16 protein-coding genes are annotated in these 17,520 nt (G+C 64.2%); 9 read left to right on the forward strand and 7 right to left on the reverse strand.

Translation table 11 applies throughout. The annotated features are described in order from the left end of the window. Positions 1 to 184: 184 nt before the first annotated feature. Complete coding sequence (locus JGU72_RS29695) at positions 185 to 355, reverse strand: hypothetical protein (RefSeq protein ID WP_199687907.1); 171 nt, start codon at positions 353 to 355, stop codon at positions 185 to 187. Between the two features lie 1,499 nt (positions 356 to 1,854). On the opposite strand from JGU72_RS29695, the gene JGU72_RS29700 reads away from it, so the two are divergent. Both JGU72_RS29700 and JGU72_RS29705 read left to right on the forward strand, forming a co-directional pair. After that, on the forward strand, positions 1,855 to 3,051 hold the full coding sequence (locus JGU72_RS29700) for an NAD(P)/FAD-dependent oxidoreductase (protein WP_199687908.1): 1,197 nt from the start codon (positions 1,855 to 1,857) through the stop codon (positions 3,049 to 3,051). Beyond that, positions 3,048 to 3,965: an RNA polymerase sigma-70 factor gene (locus JGU72_RS29705; RefSeq protein WP_307828667.1), complete on the forward strand. Its 918-nt coding sequence runs from the start codon at positions 3,048 to 3,050 to the stop codon at positions 3,963 to 3,965. The genes JGU72_RS29700 and JGU72_RS29705 overlap by 4 nt, the downstream gene beginning before the upstream one ends. On the opposite strand, the gene JGU72_RS29710 is transcribed toward JGU72_RS29705, so the two are convergent. Continuing rightward, entirely contained in the window at positions 3,962 to 5,404 is a 1,443-nt protein-coding gene (locus JGU72_RS29710; protein WP_199687910.1) for a carotenoid oxygenase family protein, read from the reverse strand. The genes JGU72_RS29705 and JGU72_RS29710 overlap by 4 nt on opposite strands. A 125-nt stretch (positions 5,405 to 5,529) precedes the next feature. Between JGU72_RS29710 and JGU72_RS29715 the strand changes: the two genes are divergently transcribed. The 3 genes from JGU72_RS29715 (at position 5,530) to JGU72_RS29725 (ending at position 8,036) form a co-directional block, all read left to right on the forward strand. Continuing rightward, positions 5,530 to 6,150 (forward strand): TetR/AcrR family transcriptional regulator, encoded by a 621-nt coding sequence (locus JGU72_RS29715; protein ID WP_199687911.1) that lies wholly within the window; start codon positions 5,530 to 5,532, stop codon positions 6,148 to 6,150. Positions 6,151 to 6,369: 219 nt separating this feature from the next. Further along, a complete protein-coding gene (locus tag JGU72_RS29720; RefSeq protein ID WP_199687912.1) occupies positions 6,370 to 7,566 on the forward strand; it encodes a zinc-dependent alcohol dehydrogenase in 1,197 nt (398 codons plus the stop codon). Continuing rightward, positions 7,563 to 8,036, forward strand: a complete 474-nt coding sequence (locus JGU72_RS29725; protein WP_199687913.1) for a CinA family protein — start codon at positions 7,563 to 7,565, stop codon at positions 8,034 to 8,036. Before JGU72_RS29720 ends, JGU72_RS29725 begins: the two co-directional genes overlap by 4 nt. 3 nt (positions 8,037 to 8,039) lie before the next feature. Here JGU72_RS29725 and JGU72_RS29730 read toward each other — a convergent pair whose 3' ends face one another. Further along, positions 8,040 to 8,483: a Rieske (2Fe-2S) protein gene (locus JGU72_RS29730; protein ID WP_233533226.1), complete on the reverse strand. Its 444-nt coding sequence runs from the start codon at positions 8,481 to 8,483 to the stop codon at positions 8,040 to 8,042. A gap of 254 nt (positions 8,484 to 8,737) precedes the next feature. Between JGU72_RS29730 and JGU72_RS29735 the strand changes: the two genes are divergently transcribed. After that, positions 8,738 to 9,349 carry a hypothetical protein gene (locus JGU72_RS29735; RefSeq protein WP_199687914.1) on the forward strand — a complete coding sequence of 204 codons (612 nt, stop codon included), beginning with the start codon at positions 8,738 to 8,740 and terminating at the stop codon, positions 9,347 to 9,349. Between the two features lie 20 nt (positions 9,350 to 9,369). On the opposite strand, the gene JGU72_RS29740 is transcribed toward JGU72_RS29735, so the two are convergent. Then, entirely contained in the window at positions 9,370 to 10,305 is a 936-nt protein-coding gene (locus JGU72_RS29740; RefSeq protein WP_199687915.1) for a carbohydrate kinase family protein, read from the reverse strand. A 151-nt stretch (positions 10,306 to 10,456) separates the two neighbouring features. On the opposite strand from JGU72_RS29740, the gene JGU72_RS29745 reads away from it, so the two are divergent. Beyond that, the gene (locus JGU72_RS29745) at positions 10,457 to 11,314 is read left to right on the forward strand and encodes an SMP-30/gluconolactonase/LRE family protein (RefSeq protein WP_199687916.1); all 858 of its coding nucleotides are present in this window, start codon (positions 10,457 to 10,459) and stop codon (positions 11,312 to 11,314) included. A 32-nt stretch (positions 11,315 to 11,346) separates the two neighbouring features. Beyond that, positions 11,347 to 12,597, forward strand: coding sequence for a zinc metallochaperone AztD (gene aztD / locus JGU72_RS29750; RefSeq protein ID WP_374101174.1), 1,251 nt, complete (start codon positions 11,347 to 11,349; stop codon positions 12,595 to 12,597). 19 nt (positions 12,598 to 12,616) lie between these two features. On the opposite strand, the gene JGU72_RS29755 is transcribed toward aztD, so the two are convergent. The 3 genes from JGU72_RS29755 to JGU72_RS29765 are packed head-to-tail and all read right to left on the reverse strand — an operon-like array spanning position 12,617 to position 17,099. Then, a complete protein-coding gene (locus JGU72_RS29755) occupies positions 12,617 to 14,305 on the reverse strand; it encodes a SulP family inorganic anion transporter (protein ID WP_199687964.1) in 1,689 nt (562 codons plus the stop codon). Positions 14,306 to 14,343: 38 nt separating this feature from the next. Next, entirely contained in the window at positions 14,344 to 15,105 is a 762-nt protein-coding gene (locus tag JGU72_RS29760; protein ID WP_199687918.1) for an MBL fold metallo-hydrolase, read from the reverse strand. After that, positions 15,102 to 17,099 carry a phage holin family protein gene (locus JGU72_RS29765; RefSeq protein WP_199687919.1) on the reverse strand — a complete coding sequence of 666 codons (1,998 nt, stop codon included), beginning with the start codon at positions 17,097 to 17,099 and terminating at the stop codon, positions 15,102 to 15,104. The genes JGU72_RS29760 and JGU72_RS29765 overlap by 4 nt, the downstream gene beginning before the upstream one ends. Before the next feature lie 97 nt (positions 17,100 to 17,196). Here JGU72_RS29765 and JGU72_RS29770 point away from each other — a divergent pair, with 97 nt between their 5' ends. Beyond that, positions 17,197 to 17,517, forward strand: a complete 321-nt coding sequence (locus JGU72_RS29770; protein WP_199687920.1) for a GYD domain-containing protein — start codon at positions 17,197 to 17,199, stop codon at positions 17,515 to 17,517. Positions 17,518 to 17,520 lie beyond the last annotated feature (3 nt).

Raw genomic sequence — 17,520 nt, forward strand, 5'->3', positions numbered from 1 at the left:
ATTCGAAGCCGTCCACAACATCGACCGCGCCCTCGAAGTCGGCTCCGTCCACCGCATCGTCCCCGCCGCAGAACTACGCCCCGGCATCGTCGCCGCCATCGAACGCGGCATGAAACGGACCCTCGCGAAGGGCTGAGTTAGTTGCTTGGAAGGGCCCGGAGTTCGCTCCGGGCCCTTTTCGGGTTCAGTAGCTCGCGCCGACCATTCGCCATTCAGCGCGTTGCTCGAACTCGTCGGCAGTGATCGTGCCGGCAACGTATGCGGCGAGGTCGGCGATCTCGCGTTCGGTCGGTTCACAGAAGTCGCAGTCGTCCGCGAGCGCGCGTGACAGGACGCACCGCTGTTGCTCGGTCAACGGGTTCCACAAGTAGGGCCATCGCCTCGCAAACGGGCACGGTCTCCACGCCATCGCAGCCTCCACCGGTCGGATCAACGTATTTGCACACGCCGACGCAGGGCTCCGGCCCTCGATTGCGCGACGCTTTCCCGACCAACAGCGACGCACCTCTCCGGAAAAGGAGGGTTCGAGGGCCGCACCGCCACGCGTCCTCATCGTAAAGGGAACTCGGCTCGTGCGCCCGGAATGAATCCAAGTTGTGGCTGACGCGTCGGCGGTTCGTTTGGAGATGCCGGGTCACTCTGTCTCCCGAGCCGGTCTTTCCGCTCATCCGACGGGCGATCACTCGGTCGACGACTTCACTAGGACCCGAACCCTCGGTCGTGATCGTCTTAGACGGACGAACCCTCGACAACTCTCTGGTCGCCGTGTCGGATGGCTCGGAGTCATGGGCAGGCGAGCAGGCCTGGCTCGACGAAGCGCTGCCGTTGATCTGAATGCCACCGCAGACAGGTGCGATGACGCGCCCGTTCCAGCCAAACGCAACGTCTGCAGTCGTTGCGTTCGGCTGAAGACGTTGTAGCTGCGGATCGCTGAGTCCCCGGTGTCACAGCAGCATCTGCCGTATCGCGTGAGGGTCAACGTGCGGCCGAGTGGGCTCACCTGGCGGCGACACGGGGAGCGTGCCGCCCACATCACCCGCTCGCCGCGATCGGCGTCTCGTGACGCGCTCGTTTCAGTCAAACGCAACGTCTGCAGTCGTTGCGTTCGGCTGAATCCCTGGTGTCACAGCAGCATCTGCCGTATCGCGTGCGGCCGAGTGGGCTTTCCTGGCGGCGAAACGCAGGGTGCGCCGCCCACATCGCCCGCTCGCTGCGATTCGGCGTCTCGTGACGCGCCCGTTTCAGTCACCCGCAACGTCTGCAGTCGTTGTGTTTGGCTGAAGTCGTTGTAGCTGCGGATCTCTGAATCCCTGGTGTCACAGCAGCATCTGCCGTATCGCGTGAGGGTCAGCGTGCGGCCGAGTGGGCTCACCTGGCGGCGACACGGGGAGCGTGCCGCCCACATCGCCCGCTCGCGCGATTCGGCGTCTCGTGACGCGCCCGTTCCAGCCAAACGCAACGTCTGCAGTCGTTGCGGCTGCGGATCCCAGAATCCCTGGTGTCACAGCAGCATCTGCCGTATCGCGTGAGGGTCAGCGTGCGGCCGAGTGGGCTCACCTGGCGGCGACACGGGGAGCGTGCCGCCCACATCGCCCGCTCGCCGCGATTCGGCGTCTCGTGACGCGCCCGTTCCAGCCAAACGCAACGTCTGCAGTCGTTGCGGCTGCGGATCCCAGAATCCCTGGTGTCACAGCAGCATCGGCCGCACCAAGTGGATCCCGCACGAATACCTCAGCGACGAGACCGCCGACGAACGAAATCCCGCGTGACGCAGGTCACATATACCGCCATGTCACGAATGGCGCGGCTGCTTACGTCTGGTGGTGGTCAGGCAAATCTACGGAGGAAAGCACCATGAGCACCGACACACCGACCACCCACCGCGTCGTCATCCTCGGCGCGGGATACGCGGGATTGTCGACCGCGATCAACCTCGCCGCACGCACGAAGCGTCGCGCGGACGTGCAGATCACGCTCGTCAATGCAGAAGAGCGCTTCGTCGAGCGTCTCCGACTGCACATGACGGCGACCGGCCAACAGCTTGCGGATTTGAACATTCCAGAGTTGTTGACCGGCACAGGAATCGAGTTCGTCCGCGGTTGGGTCACAGCGCTCGACGCCGACGCGCAAACGGTTCGAATCGACGACAAGCGCACTCTTCGCTATGACACCCTCGTCTACGGACTCGGCAGCGTTGCCGATACGTCAACCGTTCCCGGCGTCGACGATTACGCCTACACCCTCGACAGCGCCCGTGACGCAACGACGTTCGCGCAGCGGTTGAACCGGCTCGACCGTGGGACCGTCGTGGTCGGCGGCAGTGGCCTCACCGGCGTCGAAGCCGCCGCGGAAATCGCCGAACAACATCCGCATCTGGAGGTCGTCCTGCTGGGCCGTCACGAACCTGGCGCAACGATGGGTCCGAAAGGCCAGGCCTACGTGTACGACACCCTCGACCGCCTCGGCGTACGCGTGCGCAGCGGCGCCGAGGTGACGAAGGTGCTCGCAAACTTCGTGGAATTGGCCGGCGGCGAGAGTGTTTCGGCCGATGCGGTGCTGTGGACCAGCGGCGTGCGCGTGTCACCCGTTGCCGACCTGGCAGGGCTCACCGTCGACGACACAGGCCGAATCGTCACCGATTCCACGCTGCGTTCGACCTCCCATCGCACTATCTACGCGATCGGCGACGCGGCCGCGATCCAGCAGAGCTACGGCGTTATCCACGGCACCTGCCAGAGCGGCATGCCGACCGGAGTGCACGCCGCAATCTCGATCGCACGCGAGCTGAAAGGCAAGCAGCCCAAGCCTTTCCGATTCGGTTACTACCACATGCCCGTGAGCCTCGGCCGCAAGGATGCTGTCATTCAATTCACCAAGGCCGACGACACCCCGCGGCGCCTGGTCCTGACTGGCCGAAAGGCAGTCTGGTACAAGGAAACGGTGAGTTCAGCACCATGGCCGACGTTCGGCCGGATGAAGAAGTACCCACGCTCGGCGTCGGTGTGGCCCCGCGGTGGGCGGGCCAATCGCCTCCAGGTCGGTGCACAGTGACTCCACTTTCCGAAACCGGTCAGCGGGTATTCGACGAACATCGGAACCTGTTGTTCTCGGTCGCATACCGCATCCTCGGAACCGCAACCGATGCCGAGGATGTGGTGCAGGACGCGTGGTTGAGGTGGTCCGCAGCCGACCGGTCCCAGGTGGCCGACCCGAAGGCGTACCTGGCCCGGATCGTGTCGAACCTCGCGATGGACCGGCTACGGTCCACTCGCAATCAGCGCGAAACCTATGTCGGGCCTTGGCTTCCCGAGCCGATCCTGACAAGCGGTGACGCTGCCGACGACGTGACCACCGCCGAGTCGGTGTCCATGGCGATGCTTGTGGTGCTGGAAACTCTGAGCCCACTGGAACGTGCCGTGTTCGTCCTGAAAGAGGTTTTCGACTTCAGTTACGCCGAGATCGGGGAGGCAGTCGAGCGTTCGGAATCCGCGGTGCGCCAGGCGGCGCACCGCGCCCGCGGCCACGTGCAATCCCGGCGACCGCGATTCAATCCCGACCGGTCGCAGCAACGTGATGTCACCGAACGATTCTTCGCGGCGGCGACCGGCGGCGACATCAACACCCTCATGGCGTTGATGTCGCCCGATGTGACACTGTGGACCGACGGCGGCGGCAAGGTGCGGCAGGCGATGAAGCCGGTGATCGGTGCGGACAAGGTCGCCGCGTGGTTCGCGGGCATTGCTCGCCGCCCCTACCAGGGCATCGAACTGTCGGACATGGCTGTCGAGTTGGCGGAGATCAACGGCCGCGCCGGCTTCGTCTTCACCGGCGCCGGTCGTGTGATTGCCACCCTCACAGTCGATCTCGACGAGGAGGGCCGCATCTCGAACATTCACAACGTCGCCAACCCTGACAAGTTGCAGGCCATCGGTGACGGCACATCTCACGATATTGCCGCTCGCTAGAGCACCGCCGGACCTGCTACTCGCTCGGTGAAACTGCCATGAAACCCGGGGAATACGTGCCGGTCCAAATGCGCAACGGCGATCGGCGCGTGCTCGATGTCTGCAGCATCGAGCACGAACAGCGCTGTGCGGTGCTCGGCGGGCAGGTACGCAACGACCAACAGCCAACCGTCGTCCTCAGCACCCTTTGTGGATGCCCGTACGAAGATCGGCTCGCCCGGGAACTCCCCATGGGCGAAGGTGTGCGCACGCTGTTCACCGGTCTCGTTGTCCAACTTGACTATTGCGGAGTCGAACCCTGGCCCCGACTGCGAGAAGTAGCTGTACCGGTACTGACGACCGGTGCGCCGCTCGTCATGCACCGGGAATTCCACGGATTGCAGATCTATATCTTCGACTTCGACACGACCAGCGGGTCCGATGCGCAATCGTGCGGGCCAACCGAGGCCGGGTTGCTGAGTCCGGAACTGTTTCAGATCGACAGCAAGTAGGTCGAAGCTCGGATGGCGAACGATATCGAGGACGATATCGGACCCGTCCTCGTACGCATTGTTGACGTGCACGTAGACGAGGGGGTCGCATTCGATTACCCGCTGCCGGCCGCCGCACCTGGGAACCAGCACGATTTTCATGCCGAGCTCCGGACGAAACTGCGTCGTATCGCCCGTATTTCCGAATCCGAGCAACGCTCGTGCCGCGTGCACGGGATCGACAGCGATGGGCGCGATGGCGAAAACGAGGTAGTTCTGCGTGATCGCGAAGTCGTGTTGAATCACGACGTCGTCCAACGGCACGACGGCCTCGCTGTGGATCCTGCCGCCAGGGTCGACGCGATAGCAACGCAAACCGGCGGGGACACGGGGCGCGAGCCGGGGCGCCAAATCGAGGCCGAAGTTGAACATCTCGCCCGTCAGTGGATCGATTTTGGGGTGCGGCGAGAACCGTGTCAGCTGCGGGAGCCGACCATCGAACGTGCACTGCCCGATCGTCGTCAGATCGTCAGGGTCGATCGCCCACGGCCGACCGGCGTCACTCAGCGCGAGCAGACGCTCGGCGTGGTAGACCACGTGCGTGTTCGCGCAATCGGCTGGCATCCGTCCCGCGTTGTGCCGCAACGCCTTTGCTTGCGTGTAGATGCCGCGCACCCGATCGCCGTGACCGCGCTGCTCGGCGAGAAACTTCGGCGTCCGGACATATTTGGACTGATAGCGGACCCGCCCTTCGTCGATCACGAACTTCGACACCAGGCCGTCGCCGTCGAACGGGTGTGCAGCGTAGAAGCCGCCACTCTCCCACTGCCCCGGGCCATTTCGATACAACGTGCCGCGCAACTCCTGTGGGAGAGTTCCAGTCAGCTCGAGAACGATGTCGGCGGGAGCCTCGACGGCCGGCCTGAACGCGGCCGCGGCCGCCGGATGCGCTACTGCAGTGGTGGTCATACGGGTCCTCCTTGACCTGACGACTACACGCCTCGGCTGAGCCGAGACTTCTGACTACGTGCGTATTCTCTGACTACGCGCGTACTCACAATGGGTGCCTAGTGGCACTTTGTCAAGATGTGTAGATGACCGAGCGACCGTATGCAGGCAAGTTCGCCGACGAACGTCGAGCAGAGCGCCGCGAACGACTCGTCGCGGCCGGTTTCGAGCTGATGGGAACCGACGGAACGGCTGGAACCTCGGTGCGGGCAGTGTGCCAGAAAGCGGGCCTCACCAGCCGCTACTTCTACGAGAGCTTCGCCGGCCTCGACGAGTTACTACTTGCGGTCTTCGACCACATCATGACAAGAACGACGGATCGGATCCTTGCGGCGATATCGGCAACGGACGGCAGCCTCGCCGCGACGATCGAGGCGTGTGCACGCGCATTTGTCGAGGTCACCCTTGATGACCCACACGCGATGCGCATCGGTTTCGTCGAGGCCTGGAACAGCGAAGCGCTTATGCGCCGCCGAGTTCAGACTCTGCACTCCTGTGCGCACCTGATGGCGTCGATGATCGCCGCCCAGAACGAACTGGATGCACCACGGCTAGCGGCGGTCGAGGTCGCGGCGTTCATGGTGGTCGGCGGCCTACTCGAATCGATCCTCGGTTGGATCGACGGATCGCTCGAAATCGAGCGCGAAGCGCTGGTGAAACATTTCACGGCTGCCGCGGTGGGCGCCATCGAGCGCGCGATCAGCTGAAAGGCTCTGCGGCTCTTTACGTGCGCCCTTCGTACGGTGGCACTGCCGAAGACATACCCTGGTCTGGTTCGCGAACCATGACGTTTTGCGCCGACGATTCGGGGTAGACACCTAGGGCGTGTCCCTATCAGGAGCGGGAGTCACGTACCGGAGTTGAGAAAGCAGCGAAGGGTTCTCTGCCCGCGCCTGCGAATAGCTCACCACTCCGAGGTAGGTGTAATGAAAGCCGTTACCTGGCAGGGCCGTCGAAAGATCACGGTCGAGACCGTTCCGGACCCCATCATCGAGCAACCCACCGACGCCATCATCCGCGTGACATCATCCGGTATCTGCGGTTCCGATCTGCATTTGTACGAGGTCCTAGGTCCGTACATGAGTCCGGGTGACATCCTCGGCCACGAGCCGATCGGCATCGTAGAAGAGGTCGGCAGCGAGATCACGAACCTGCAGAAGGGTGACCGCGTCGTCATCCCCTTCCAGATCAGCTGCGGTAACTGCTTCATGTGCACCCAGGGTCTCACGACGCAGTGCGAGACAACACAAGTCAAAGAGCAAGGCAGCGGTGCTGCGCTGTTCGGGTACTCGAAGCTCTACGGGCAGGTGCCCGGTGGGCAGGCCGAATACCTGCGCGTTCCGCACGCAGATTTCACCCATGTGAAGGTCCCGATCGGACCGTCGGACAGCCGGTATCTGTACCTGTCCGACGTGCTACCGACCGCCTGGCAAGCTGTCGCCTACGCCGCCACCCCGGAAGGCGGATCACTTGCAGTGCTCGGATTGGGCCCGATCGGCGACATGGCCTGCCGGATCGCAATCCACCGCGGGTTACGGGTGATCGGTGTCGACCGAGTACCGGAACGTCTTGCGCGAGCCGCCGCACGCGGTGTCGAAACGATCGACTTGGACGCTGTCGGAGACGGCCTTACCGACACGATCCGCGACATGACCAACGGTCGAGGTACCGACTCGGTCATCGATGCGGTCGGCATGGAGGCGCACGGCTCGCCGGTTGCATCGTTCGCTCAGCGTTCGGCAGGACTTCTTCCGAACGCCCTGGCAGAGAAGGTAATCGACACCGCGTCGATCGATCGACTGGCGGCACTGCTCAGCGCTATCGACATCGTCAGGCGTGGCGGCACGATTTCGCTCATCGGCGTGTACGGCGGAATGCTCGATCCGATTCCTATGCGTGTCCTGTTCGACAAGCAGATTCAACTGCGCATGGGGCAGGCCAACGTCAAGCACTGGGTGGACGACATCCTCCCGCTGCTCACCGACTCCGACCCCCTGGGTGTGGATTCTTTTGCGACCCACAGACTTCCGCTCGATGCGGCTCCGGAGGCATACAAGATGTTCCAGAAGAAGTCGGACGGCGCTGTGAAGATCGTCCTGGACCCCGCTGCGAGATCGCGATGACTACGTCACTGCACGACATCTGTGCAGAGCTGTCCGACGCGGCACGGCAGTCCGGGCGCCGGATCGCCACCGCCGAATCGTTGACGGCGGGCAGCATCGCCGCCGAAATCGGCCGCGCGAAGGACTCTGCCGAGTGGTACCTCGGCGGCATCGTCGCATACAACAAAGCCGTCAAACACTCTGTACTGCATGTACCGCTCGGTCCGGTCGTGTCCGAGGACGCGGCACGGACGATGGCGCACGCAGTGGCCACGATGATGGGCGCGAACCTCGCGCTGGCGGTCACCGGCGAGGCCGGTCCGGAGCCGTTGGAGAGCGCACCCGTCGGCACGGTGTGGTTCGGAATCGCCGACCATGGCACCGTTTCGGGCGAGAATCATCACTTCGACGGCGACCCCGCGCGGATCGTCGAGGCGACGGTGGAAAAGGCTCTGCAATTGCTTGTTGCGCGGATCCGCGCAACGCGCTGAGCGTCAGTCGACGATCACCGAATCGCCCTCGACGGTGACGCTCCGCGGGGCCAGCGGCGCCGTGGCGGGACCGACGAGTACCGACCCGTCGAGACCGAATTTGCTCCCATGGCACGGGCAGTTGATTGTGCCGCCAGAGACGTCGGAGACCGCGCACCCGAAGTGCGGACAGACGGACGAGAAGCCGCGGAAGTCACCGCTGGAGGGCTGGGTCACGACGACATCGCCGAGAACCGTTCCACCGCCGACGGGTACGTTGGCCGCGCTGATCGTCGCTCGGACGGGTGTCACGCCCGGTCCGGCGCCTGAGCCCGGCGAGGCCGATGCGACTGCATTCCCCAATAGGGCGCTGCCTGCGGCTACGGCGGCTGTGCCGGCAACGACGGCTCCGATTGCCGTCCGGCGGGAAATGTTCATGCTTTCGCTGTGCTTGTCGTCGTTATGCATGGCAGATCGCTCTCGAGAGGCTGCGGTGGTCGAATCGGCCCTGTCTGTCGATAACTACGGACCAGGCAGTCGGGCGGTTCAATCCGATCGCCCGAAGTACGTGAAATTGGACTCTTGTGCCGGACGGCCCAGCAGCGAACGATTGATCTGCGGATGTTGCGTCTGCGGACCGTTCGGAATTCTGACCACGGTGAACCGCGACGAGTCAACCCCGTGCACGTTGCGGAGTGACCGCTCCGCATGAGGAGGATTCGATGTTCATTCAAGTCATTCAGGGTCATGCTTCCGATGCCGACGGACTGCGGCGGTGCATGGATCGATGGGCCGACGAGCTCGAGCCCGGTGCGACCGGCTACCTCGGCACCACCTGCGGGCTGTGCGACGACGGCACGTTCATCGCGTTGGCACGATTCGAGTCGGAGGACGCCGCGCGCCGCAACAGCGAGCGCCCCGAGCAGGGCGTGTGGTGGGCGGAAACGGAACGCTGCTTCGACGGTCCGGTCACCTTCATGGATTGTCCTGAGGTGACGCAATGGATGGGCGGCGGTTCGGACGAGGCGGGGTTCGTTCAGATCATGGAAGGCCATACGAGCGATCCGGCACGCATGCGCGAACTGCTGACTCAGGCCGGTGAACGTATTCACGAACTGCGTCCCGAGATCCTCGGGGGCACAATGTCGACGTTCGGCGACGACGGCTACGTCGAGGCCATCTATTTCACGTCGGAGGCCGACGCCCGCGCACACGAGCACATCGACATCCCCGACGATCTGCGCACACTGTTCGAAGAGGAGAACCGTCTAGCAGGCGACGTCACCTACTTCGATATTCACAAGCCGATGCTTGTGTCCGCCCGGAGGCGGTAAAGTGCAGCGCCACAAGTGAATCAGCGTGCCGCCGACAGCTCCGCGAGCGTCGGCGGCTCCGCGCCCGCTGCTGCCACGGTGAGTGCTGCCGACAGGTTCGCATGGTTCAGGCAGTCACGTAGAACATCGAGCGAGATTGCTCGTAGCGCATCCCCACCGAGGAGTCCACGAACAGCCAGTGCGTGCACGAACCCGGACATGAAGGCGTCACCGGCACCGATCGTGTCGACGACGTCGACGCGCCGTCCCTCGATCCGAACCGATCCCTCTGCCGTGTAGGCGACAGCCCCCTTGGCACCCTCCGTGACGACGACGATTCCCGGTCCATCCGACAGAATCCGGGCCATCGCGTCCTCGAATGTGTCGCCGGGGCGCAGCCACTCCAGATCTTCGTCACTCATCTTGACGACGTCGCTCTGCGCGATCATCGCGTCGATCCGGGCGACAGCGTCCGCACGGGGTTGCATCAACGACGGTCTGGCGTTGACGTCGTAGCTCACTGTTACCGCCGGGCGGCGATCCGACACCAGGCGAGCTACCGCGCCGGCACCGGGCTCTCGCGCAACACCGATCGAACCGACATGAATGTGGTCGATCGGCGGAAGGTCTGCGTCTGCGAGATCCCAGTGGATATCGAAGATGTATGTGGCGCTGTGATTCTCGTCGAGCGTTGCCATTGCAGTCGACGTGTCGACCCCCGCCGGACCGGCCTGAACCACCCGCACACCCGACGCGCGCAACACCTCTTCGATAGCGCGGCCGCGCGCGTCGTCGCCGAACGAGGTCAGCAGTGTCGTCTCGATTTCGAGTCGACCGAGGCCCTTTGCAAGGTTCGCGGGACTCCCGCCCACGTATTCCGTGCTCGTGCCGTCTGCGTAGCGCACGATGTCGATCAACGCTTCGCCGACCACGAGGACTCGGCCGCCACTGCCGTCGTTCGAGGCGTCAGACGTCATGTGAGCTGCCTTCCGTCGTTGTCGGATGCACCGAACAATCATCGTCCACTCGCCACAGGCGTTTGTCGATCTCGGCCCCACCCGTTCGTGTAGGTAGCAAGAGGGCGCCGAACCCACTGGCCCTCGTACCTACCGCTAGGAGTGACGAACGATGAGCGAGATTCTGTTGACCGGACTGCGTATCGGCGAGTCGGCCCGTTGGCACGACGGACGGCTGTGGCTGTCGAACTGGGGCACCCAACAGGTGCTCGCAGTGGACCTCGACGGCAACAGCGAAGTGATGGCCACCGTCCCTACAACTCTTCCGTTCTCGATCGACTGGCTGCCTGATGGCCGATTGCTCATCGTCTCCGGACCGGAGGGCAGGCTGCTGCGCCAGGAACCGGACGGATCGCTCGTCGACCACATAGACCTGAGCACGCTGCAGGCGACGTTCAACGAGATCGTCGTGGACGGCCGCGGCAACATCTATATCAACGGCGGCAACGACTTTCATCCCGATGCGGGCGAAGCGCCCGGCTTCATCGCTCTGATCACTGCGGACGGGACAGTACGCCGGGTGGCCGACAAGATCGATTTCCCCAACGGTATGGCGATCACCCCCGACAACTCGACGCTGATCATCGCCGAGTCGTTCGCACAAACCCTGACGGCCTTCGATATCGGCGCGGACGGCGGTCTGTCCAACCGTCGAGTGTGGGCGCCGATATCGGGCGACGGCATCGTGCTGGATTCGGACGGCGCGGTGTGGACTCCGGGTTGGAGCGACTCGGGTCCCGCGTGCGTCCGAGTTGCCGAGGGCGGCGAAGTGCTGGCAACGATTCCCCTGGACCGGGCCGGTTTTGCGTGCACGCTCGGGGGCGAGGACGGGCGGACCCTTTTCATGCTGTCCGCCGAGTGGCGCATGGCAGACGGGTTCGAGGACAACGTCGATCGCCTCATAACCGGCCCGTGCACCGGTCAGGTCACAACGGCTCGCGCACCGTTCCCGCACGCGGGCAGACCGTAATCAGTTTTGACAATCGTTATCATTAAGGTTAGATATGTCGCGTGATCCCCCACACGCGAAAGTTCCGCCGCGGAATCGTCCTCAGCTGTTCACTCATCGCTGCAATCGGCACCACCGGCTGCGGTTCGGATTCCGATTCCTCCGATCAGAAGCCCGGTAAGCCAAGCACTGCAATGGAAGTCGCCACACCGAGTCCGCGAATTGCAGTCACATACGACGGCGGCATAATTGTCGTCGACGGCAAAACCTTCGAACACATCGCCAACTTCGAACTCGAAGGGTTCAACCGCCTGAACCCGGCCGGCGACGGCCGCCACGTCCTCGTTTCGCACGGCAATGAGTTCCGCGCACTCGACATGGGAGCGTGGAGCACCGACCACGGCGATCACGCCCACCACTACGCCGGCGAACCCGCGCTGACCGACATTGCATTCACGTCGGAAGAGCCGGGTCACGTGGTGCCCCACAACGGACGGACCGCGCTGTTCTTCGACGGCTCGGGAGTGGTCGAGACATTCGATTCTGGCAACCTGAGTGCCGGTGTCCAACCCGAAACCCATTCCTACACAACGCCGCAGCCGCACCATGGCGTGGCTGTGGAATTGTCCGACGGTCGGCTCGTGACCAGTGTCGGGAACGAAGAGGAGCGCACCGGCATCGCCGTCCTCGACCGCGAACGCAACGAAATCGCCCGCAACGCGGACTGCCCCGGAATTCATGGCGAGGCGATCGCCGCGCGCGAGACCGTCGTCTTCGGCTGCCAGAACGGCGCCCTCGTCTACCGCGACAACGTGATCCGCAAGATCACCAGCCCAGACCCGTACGGCCGGATAGGCAATCAGGCGGGCGCCGAGGATTCGACGATCGTGCTCGGTGACTACAAGGTCGACCCGAACGCCGAGCTGGAACGACCGACTCGAATCAGCTTGATCGACACCGAGTCCGGCAACCTCCGGCTGGTCGATCTAGGCACCAGTTATTCGTTCCGCTCACTCGCTCGCGGCCCGGGCGGCACAGCCCTCGTGCTCGGCACCGACGGAGCACTGCACGTGGTGGACCCCGTCGCCGGAGCGATCACATCCTCGGTTCCCGTGATCGCGCCCTGGGAAGAACCCGAAGACTGGCAGACTGCGCGACCGACGCTGTTCGTGCTGGATCGCACCGCCTACGTCACCGACCCGGCGTCCGACTCTGTCTATACCGTCGATCTCGCGACTGAAAAAATCGACGGACCGTTCCAGCTCGATCACGCACCCAACGAGATCGTCGGCATCACAGGCTGACAACCGCACTGGCCGAAGTTCACACTGCCGACTCTGCCGACCACCGTCGAAACGCCTCGACGGCGCTCGGCAGAGTCATGAAAATCATTTGTTCGCTTATCTTTTCGATCATTCCAGCGGCGGCGAGAGAATTGCGGAGGTCCTGCTTCACCCGCGCCATCGCAAACTCGATCCCTTGTTCTGCCAGGTCGATGCGGAGCTGATCGAGCGTATCGAGCGCGGTGAGGTCGACTTCGACGTTTGCCTCGGCGTTGAGGACGAACCAGCGCGCCGGGTGTGGGGACTCCGCAACCGCCTGTAACGCCCGACGCCGAAAGTTTTCTGCGTTGGCAAAGAAGAGCGGCGCGTCGTATCGATAGATCACAAGCCCTGGAACGGTTTTCGCGTTCGAGTAGTCGTCGATATCGTGCATTCCGACAACGCCGGGCACGTAGCCGAGGACGCCGTCGTGCGGCCGCGCCACTCTGCGCAAGAGATCCAGGATCGAAAGAGCTACGGCAACACCGACACCGTAGAGAACGTCGAAGGCAAGGACTGCGAACGTTGTGAGGACGGCAAGGACCAGTTCGCTGTTACGAAATCGCGCGATCCTTCGAAACTCGTGGACATCGATGAGGCGCGTTGCAGCGTAGATCACTAGTGCGCCGAGCGCCGCGCTCGGAAAGACCGCCAAAAGGCCACGTGCAGTGAAGATTGCGATCAAAACGGTGGCCAGGGCGACCAGGGAGTACAACTGGGTCCGGCTGCCGATCGTCGCACCGATAGCTGTCCGCGACCCGCTGCTGCTGACCGGAAATCCCTGCAACAGCCCTGCTGCAACGTTTCCCGCGCCGAGCGCCCCGAGTTCGACATCGGGGTCGATGTCTTCACGCGTCCGCGCTGCAAACGCACGACCTGTGAGCACATTGTCGGAGAAGGCAACTATCGCAATTCCGACCGCCGGCAGGAGCAAAACTTTCAGGTCGTCGATGGCGACGCCCTCGAATCCCGGCACCGGCAGGCCGGCGGAAATTGCGCCGACGACACGAATACCCTTGTCCTGCAGTGAAAACAGGGCCACAACGCCCGTAGCCAGCAGAATACCCAACAACGGCCCTGGCAACCGTGGCGACAGGCGCGCAAGGCCGAAGAGGACGACCAGGACGGTCCCGCCAAGCGCAAAAGTCGGCCAATGAATCAGGTCGAGCTGCGTGCAGAAGGAACCTACCTGGGTGACGAACGATTCGCCGTTGACCAGAATTCCGGTCACTTTCCCCAATTGACCGACGATCATCATGAAGGCGATTCCGGCCATGTAGCCGACCAGAACCGGCTTAGAGAGCAGGTCGGCCAGCAAGCCCAGCCGAACCAGCCGCCCGACCAGACAGATCGCGCCAACGAGCAGCGCAAGCACCGCCGCGAGCGCGCCGTAGCGCTGCGGGTCGCTTGCTGCGAGCGGAGCCAAGACCACAGCGGTCATCAACGCCGTCGTCGATTCGGGACCGACCGATAGTTGCCGTGACGAACCGAGGAAGGCGTACAACGCGATCGGCCCGATCGTCGCCCACAAACCGGCGACGGGCGGCAACCCGGCAACGGTCGCGTACGCCATGACTTGTGGAATCAGATACGCAGCAACGGTGACGCCGGCAACGACGTCCCCGCGCAACCATTTCCGCTGGTAGCCCCGGAACTGAGCCACACCGGGCGCCAACTTCTCCCACTGCATCTTCGCAGGATTCCGCACCCTCGCCCTCCGGTCCAGTCCTATACGGCGATCATCTCCCCCAGACCGAGAACGGCCGCACGACAATCCGGCGCTTCACGCGCCAATGCCGCAACGAATTCGGGACCGGCCGCGTCCATCCAGTCGTGTGGCCACGTCCGAACGGCGGGCAGGTGCAGCGTATTCCAGTGGACTGGCACTGCCCAACGCGCGGCGACCATGCGGCATGCGATCGCCGCCTCCACCGGTCCCATATGACCACCCGACAGCCGTTTACCCCACCCGCCGACCGGAACCACCGCGAGATCGATCGGCCCCCCTGCCGCGTCAGGCAACCTGGCCATGTCATCGAACAACTCGGTATCGCCCGCCACCCACACGCGCCCGGACGGTCCCCGGACCAAGTGACCGTTTGCGGCGTTGGGCCGATGCGGCATGGGCCTCGATTCGTGAATGGCGCGTGTCAGTTTTATCTCCACATCCCCCTTACCGATCGGCGTCCACGCATCCGTCCCGATTGCCCGGCCGTCCAGATCCTTTCGGCGCGCCCATTGCGCATTCGCCGCCGCGGTGTAGATAGGCACGTTGCCGAGCAGCCGCAGTGAACCCAGCTCGGCATGGTCGTAGTGGAGGTGGGACAGCAGCACAGCATCGGCGCCGGCCCAAGCCGACTGCGCAGGTTGGACACCGCGGCGGCGCAGGATGCCGTTGTGCCGCAGGAGAAGCGGGTCCGCAACGACCCGTGCCCCGTCGAGGTCGATGACGACAGTGGAGTGCCCGAGCCACCTGATTCCCAGGCTCATGACGATGCAGTCCGCAGGTTGCTCCTGTGACCCAGGGATTCGAGAATGCCGACGAGGTGCCGATGCAACACATCACCACCGATGATCGGCTCGGTCGGCATCAGCAATTCCGGCGGCGCGAGGACGAAGCCCCTGTCCTGCCAACCGCCCAAACCGCCGTGGCAACCGACAAGCGGCTCGAACGCGGCCACGTCACGGGTGTAGGTGTCGATTGCACTGTTCACGTACAACTCCGGGGCTGCCGCCTGCTCCGTGGCTGCGAGCAGGACGGTCGGCGCATGCGCTCCGAACGGCAGCAATGGGTCTACTCCCTCGATGACACCGGATCGCAGATAGTGCCGACCGGCGGCGCCGATCGCGACCGGACCGTCCGCACCGAGCGCCGCGACGAAACCGATCCCGGGATGCGCAACCAGACCGGGCACCAGCGCTGGCCAGCGCTCCTCGATCTCTTCGAGCAGCAAACGCGTCGGCGCCGGTATGTACACAAGCCCGAGATTGCCACTGCCGAGGACGATCAGTTCGGCACCGGCGTCGGATTCGGTCGGCAGGATTCGCTGCCCGACCCTGGTGGCCGCGTTGTGCGAAACACCCGACGAGAGGTCACCGGTCAGGTCTTCGAGCACCGAATCCACACGGCCCCAACCCTCGACGCTGCTCTCGATCCCCGTGGTGTGCGAGTGCGTGAGCGACTCGCACAGTTCGCTGAGATCGAGGCCGTACCGTGCCGCGAACGGCTCCCCCTGCGACTGCCCGTGATCGCTCAACAGCACGAAGTGATACCGCCGCGGCGCCCGGTCGGCAACCCGCTCGAGCACCGAAAGCACCTGATCGAGGCTGGTGAGCGCAGCCAGCGACTCGATCCGCGTACTGCCGGCGTGGTGCGCGATCTCGTCGTAGTCCACATAATCGACATAGATCGCCCGGGCGCCGCGCATCAGCTCCTCGCTGACCATCGTCGTATTGAGGTCCCGGAGCAACCCGTTGCTGAACGCACGCAGCCCGGCGAACGTCCACGACCGGTGCACCCGAGGGTGCACGGCCAGCCGCTTCTGCCGAGCGGCCGAGAAGCGCTCCCGACCGATCTCGGCGAGTGTTCGGGTGACGCTGCGGGCCAACCCATCCGGTCGCAACAGGAATCGCGCGAACACCACCCGCGTGCGGCGTGAGCTGCGCGTGACTTCGAGCCTGCTCATCGTCATCGCGGCCTTCGGAGCGTCGCCCGTGAACAGGTTCGAAATGGACACTCCGTCGTCTGCGAGGAGCCCGCGCCCGGTACTCGCGCGGGACTCGATGATTCCCGCGTCTGCGGGCCGGTTCGCGACCAGTACGCGCCCGAGCTCACGGTCATACCAGCGGAACGCCGGCACCCCGGCCGCCGTGCCGTGCAAGATCGCCTGCTGGCTTGCGGGCGTCGTGCACGGCAATTGCACGATCCACTGATGGACAGACTGGGAACCGGCGTCCACCCAGCGCCGCAGCGTCGGCATCGTCCCGGACTGCAGCGCCCACTCCATCACCGGAAACGACACTCCGTCGAGCTGAACGAACAGGACCCCGTCGACCTCCGGATCGGTCACCGCGCTCTGCGGAAGTCGTAAAAGGCTGGCCACGAACGACTCGTCGGTACCCGCACTGAAGATCCAGACGAGCACCGTGCCGATGACCGCGGTGATCCAGGCGGCGGCGAGCGCGATCCAGAACGAATCGACCTTGGCGCCCGGCACGACGGACATCGCCACCTGCATCACGACCGCTTGGCCGAAGATCGTGGCTACGACAACGGCGGCCCACCCGATCAGCGCGCTCAGTTGAACCAGGACCGGACGGACGATCATTCCGACCACGCCGGTCACCGCAGCCGCAACCAACGCCGGCTGCCAGGACGTAAACGTGAACCCCGGCAACAGAAAAGCCGTGAGCAGCAACGCAAAGAACGTGAGCAACCACGACGCGAGCAGTCTCACCACATCGGCAGCGCGCAGGCTCAGCACGATTCATGATCGCACGCGACTGCAATTCGACGTTGCGCAAATGGACTCGAGCGGTGAACGATCGAGTACGACTGTCGACTCGATCCAGGGAGCAACGATGCCGAAGTACCTATGGAAAGTCCAGTATTCGACCGAGGGCGCGCAGGGCCTGCTCGACGAGGGCGGCTCGGCCCGCCGGGCGGTGATCACGAAGATGGTCGAAAGTGTCGGCGGCACGGTCGAGTCCTGCCACTTCGCACTCGGGGGCGATCAGCTGTATGTCATCGGGTCCGTACCCGACGAGGTAGCGGCAGCCACCCTTGCATTCCGGACGGCGGCATCGGGATCTGCCCGGTCCGAATCGATCCCGCTTCTGACGCCCGAACAGGTCGATGAGGCCGTCGAACGCGACGCCGACTATCGGGCGCCCGGAAAATAGCCC

Origin of the sequence: Antrihabitans auranticaus, from assembly GCF_016481275.1 — a bacterium.
Taxonomy (GTDB): Bacteria; Actinomycetota; Actinomycetes; order Mycobacteriales; family Mycobacteriaceae; genus Antrihabitans.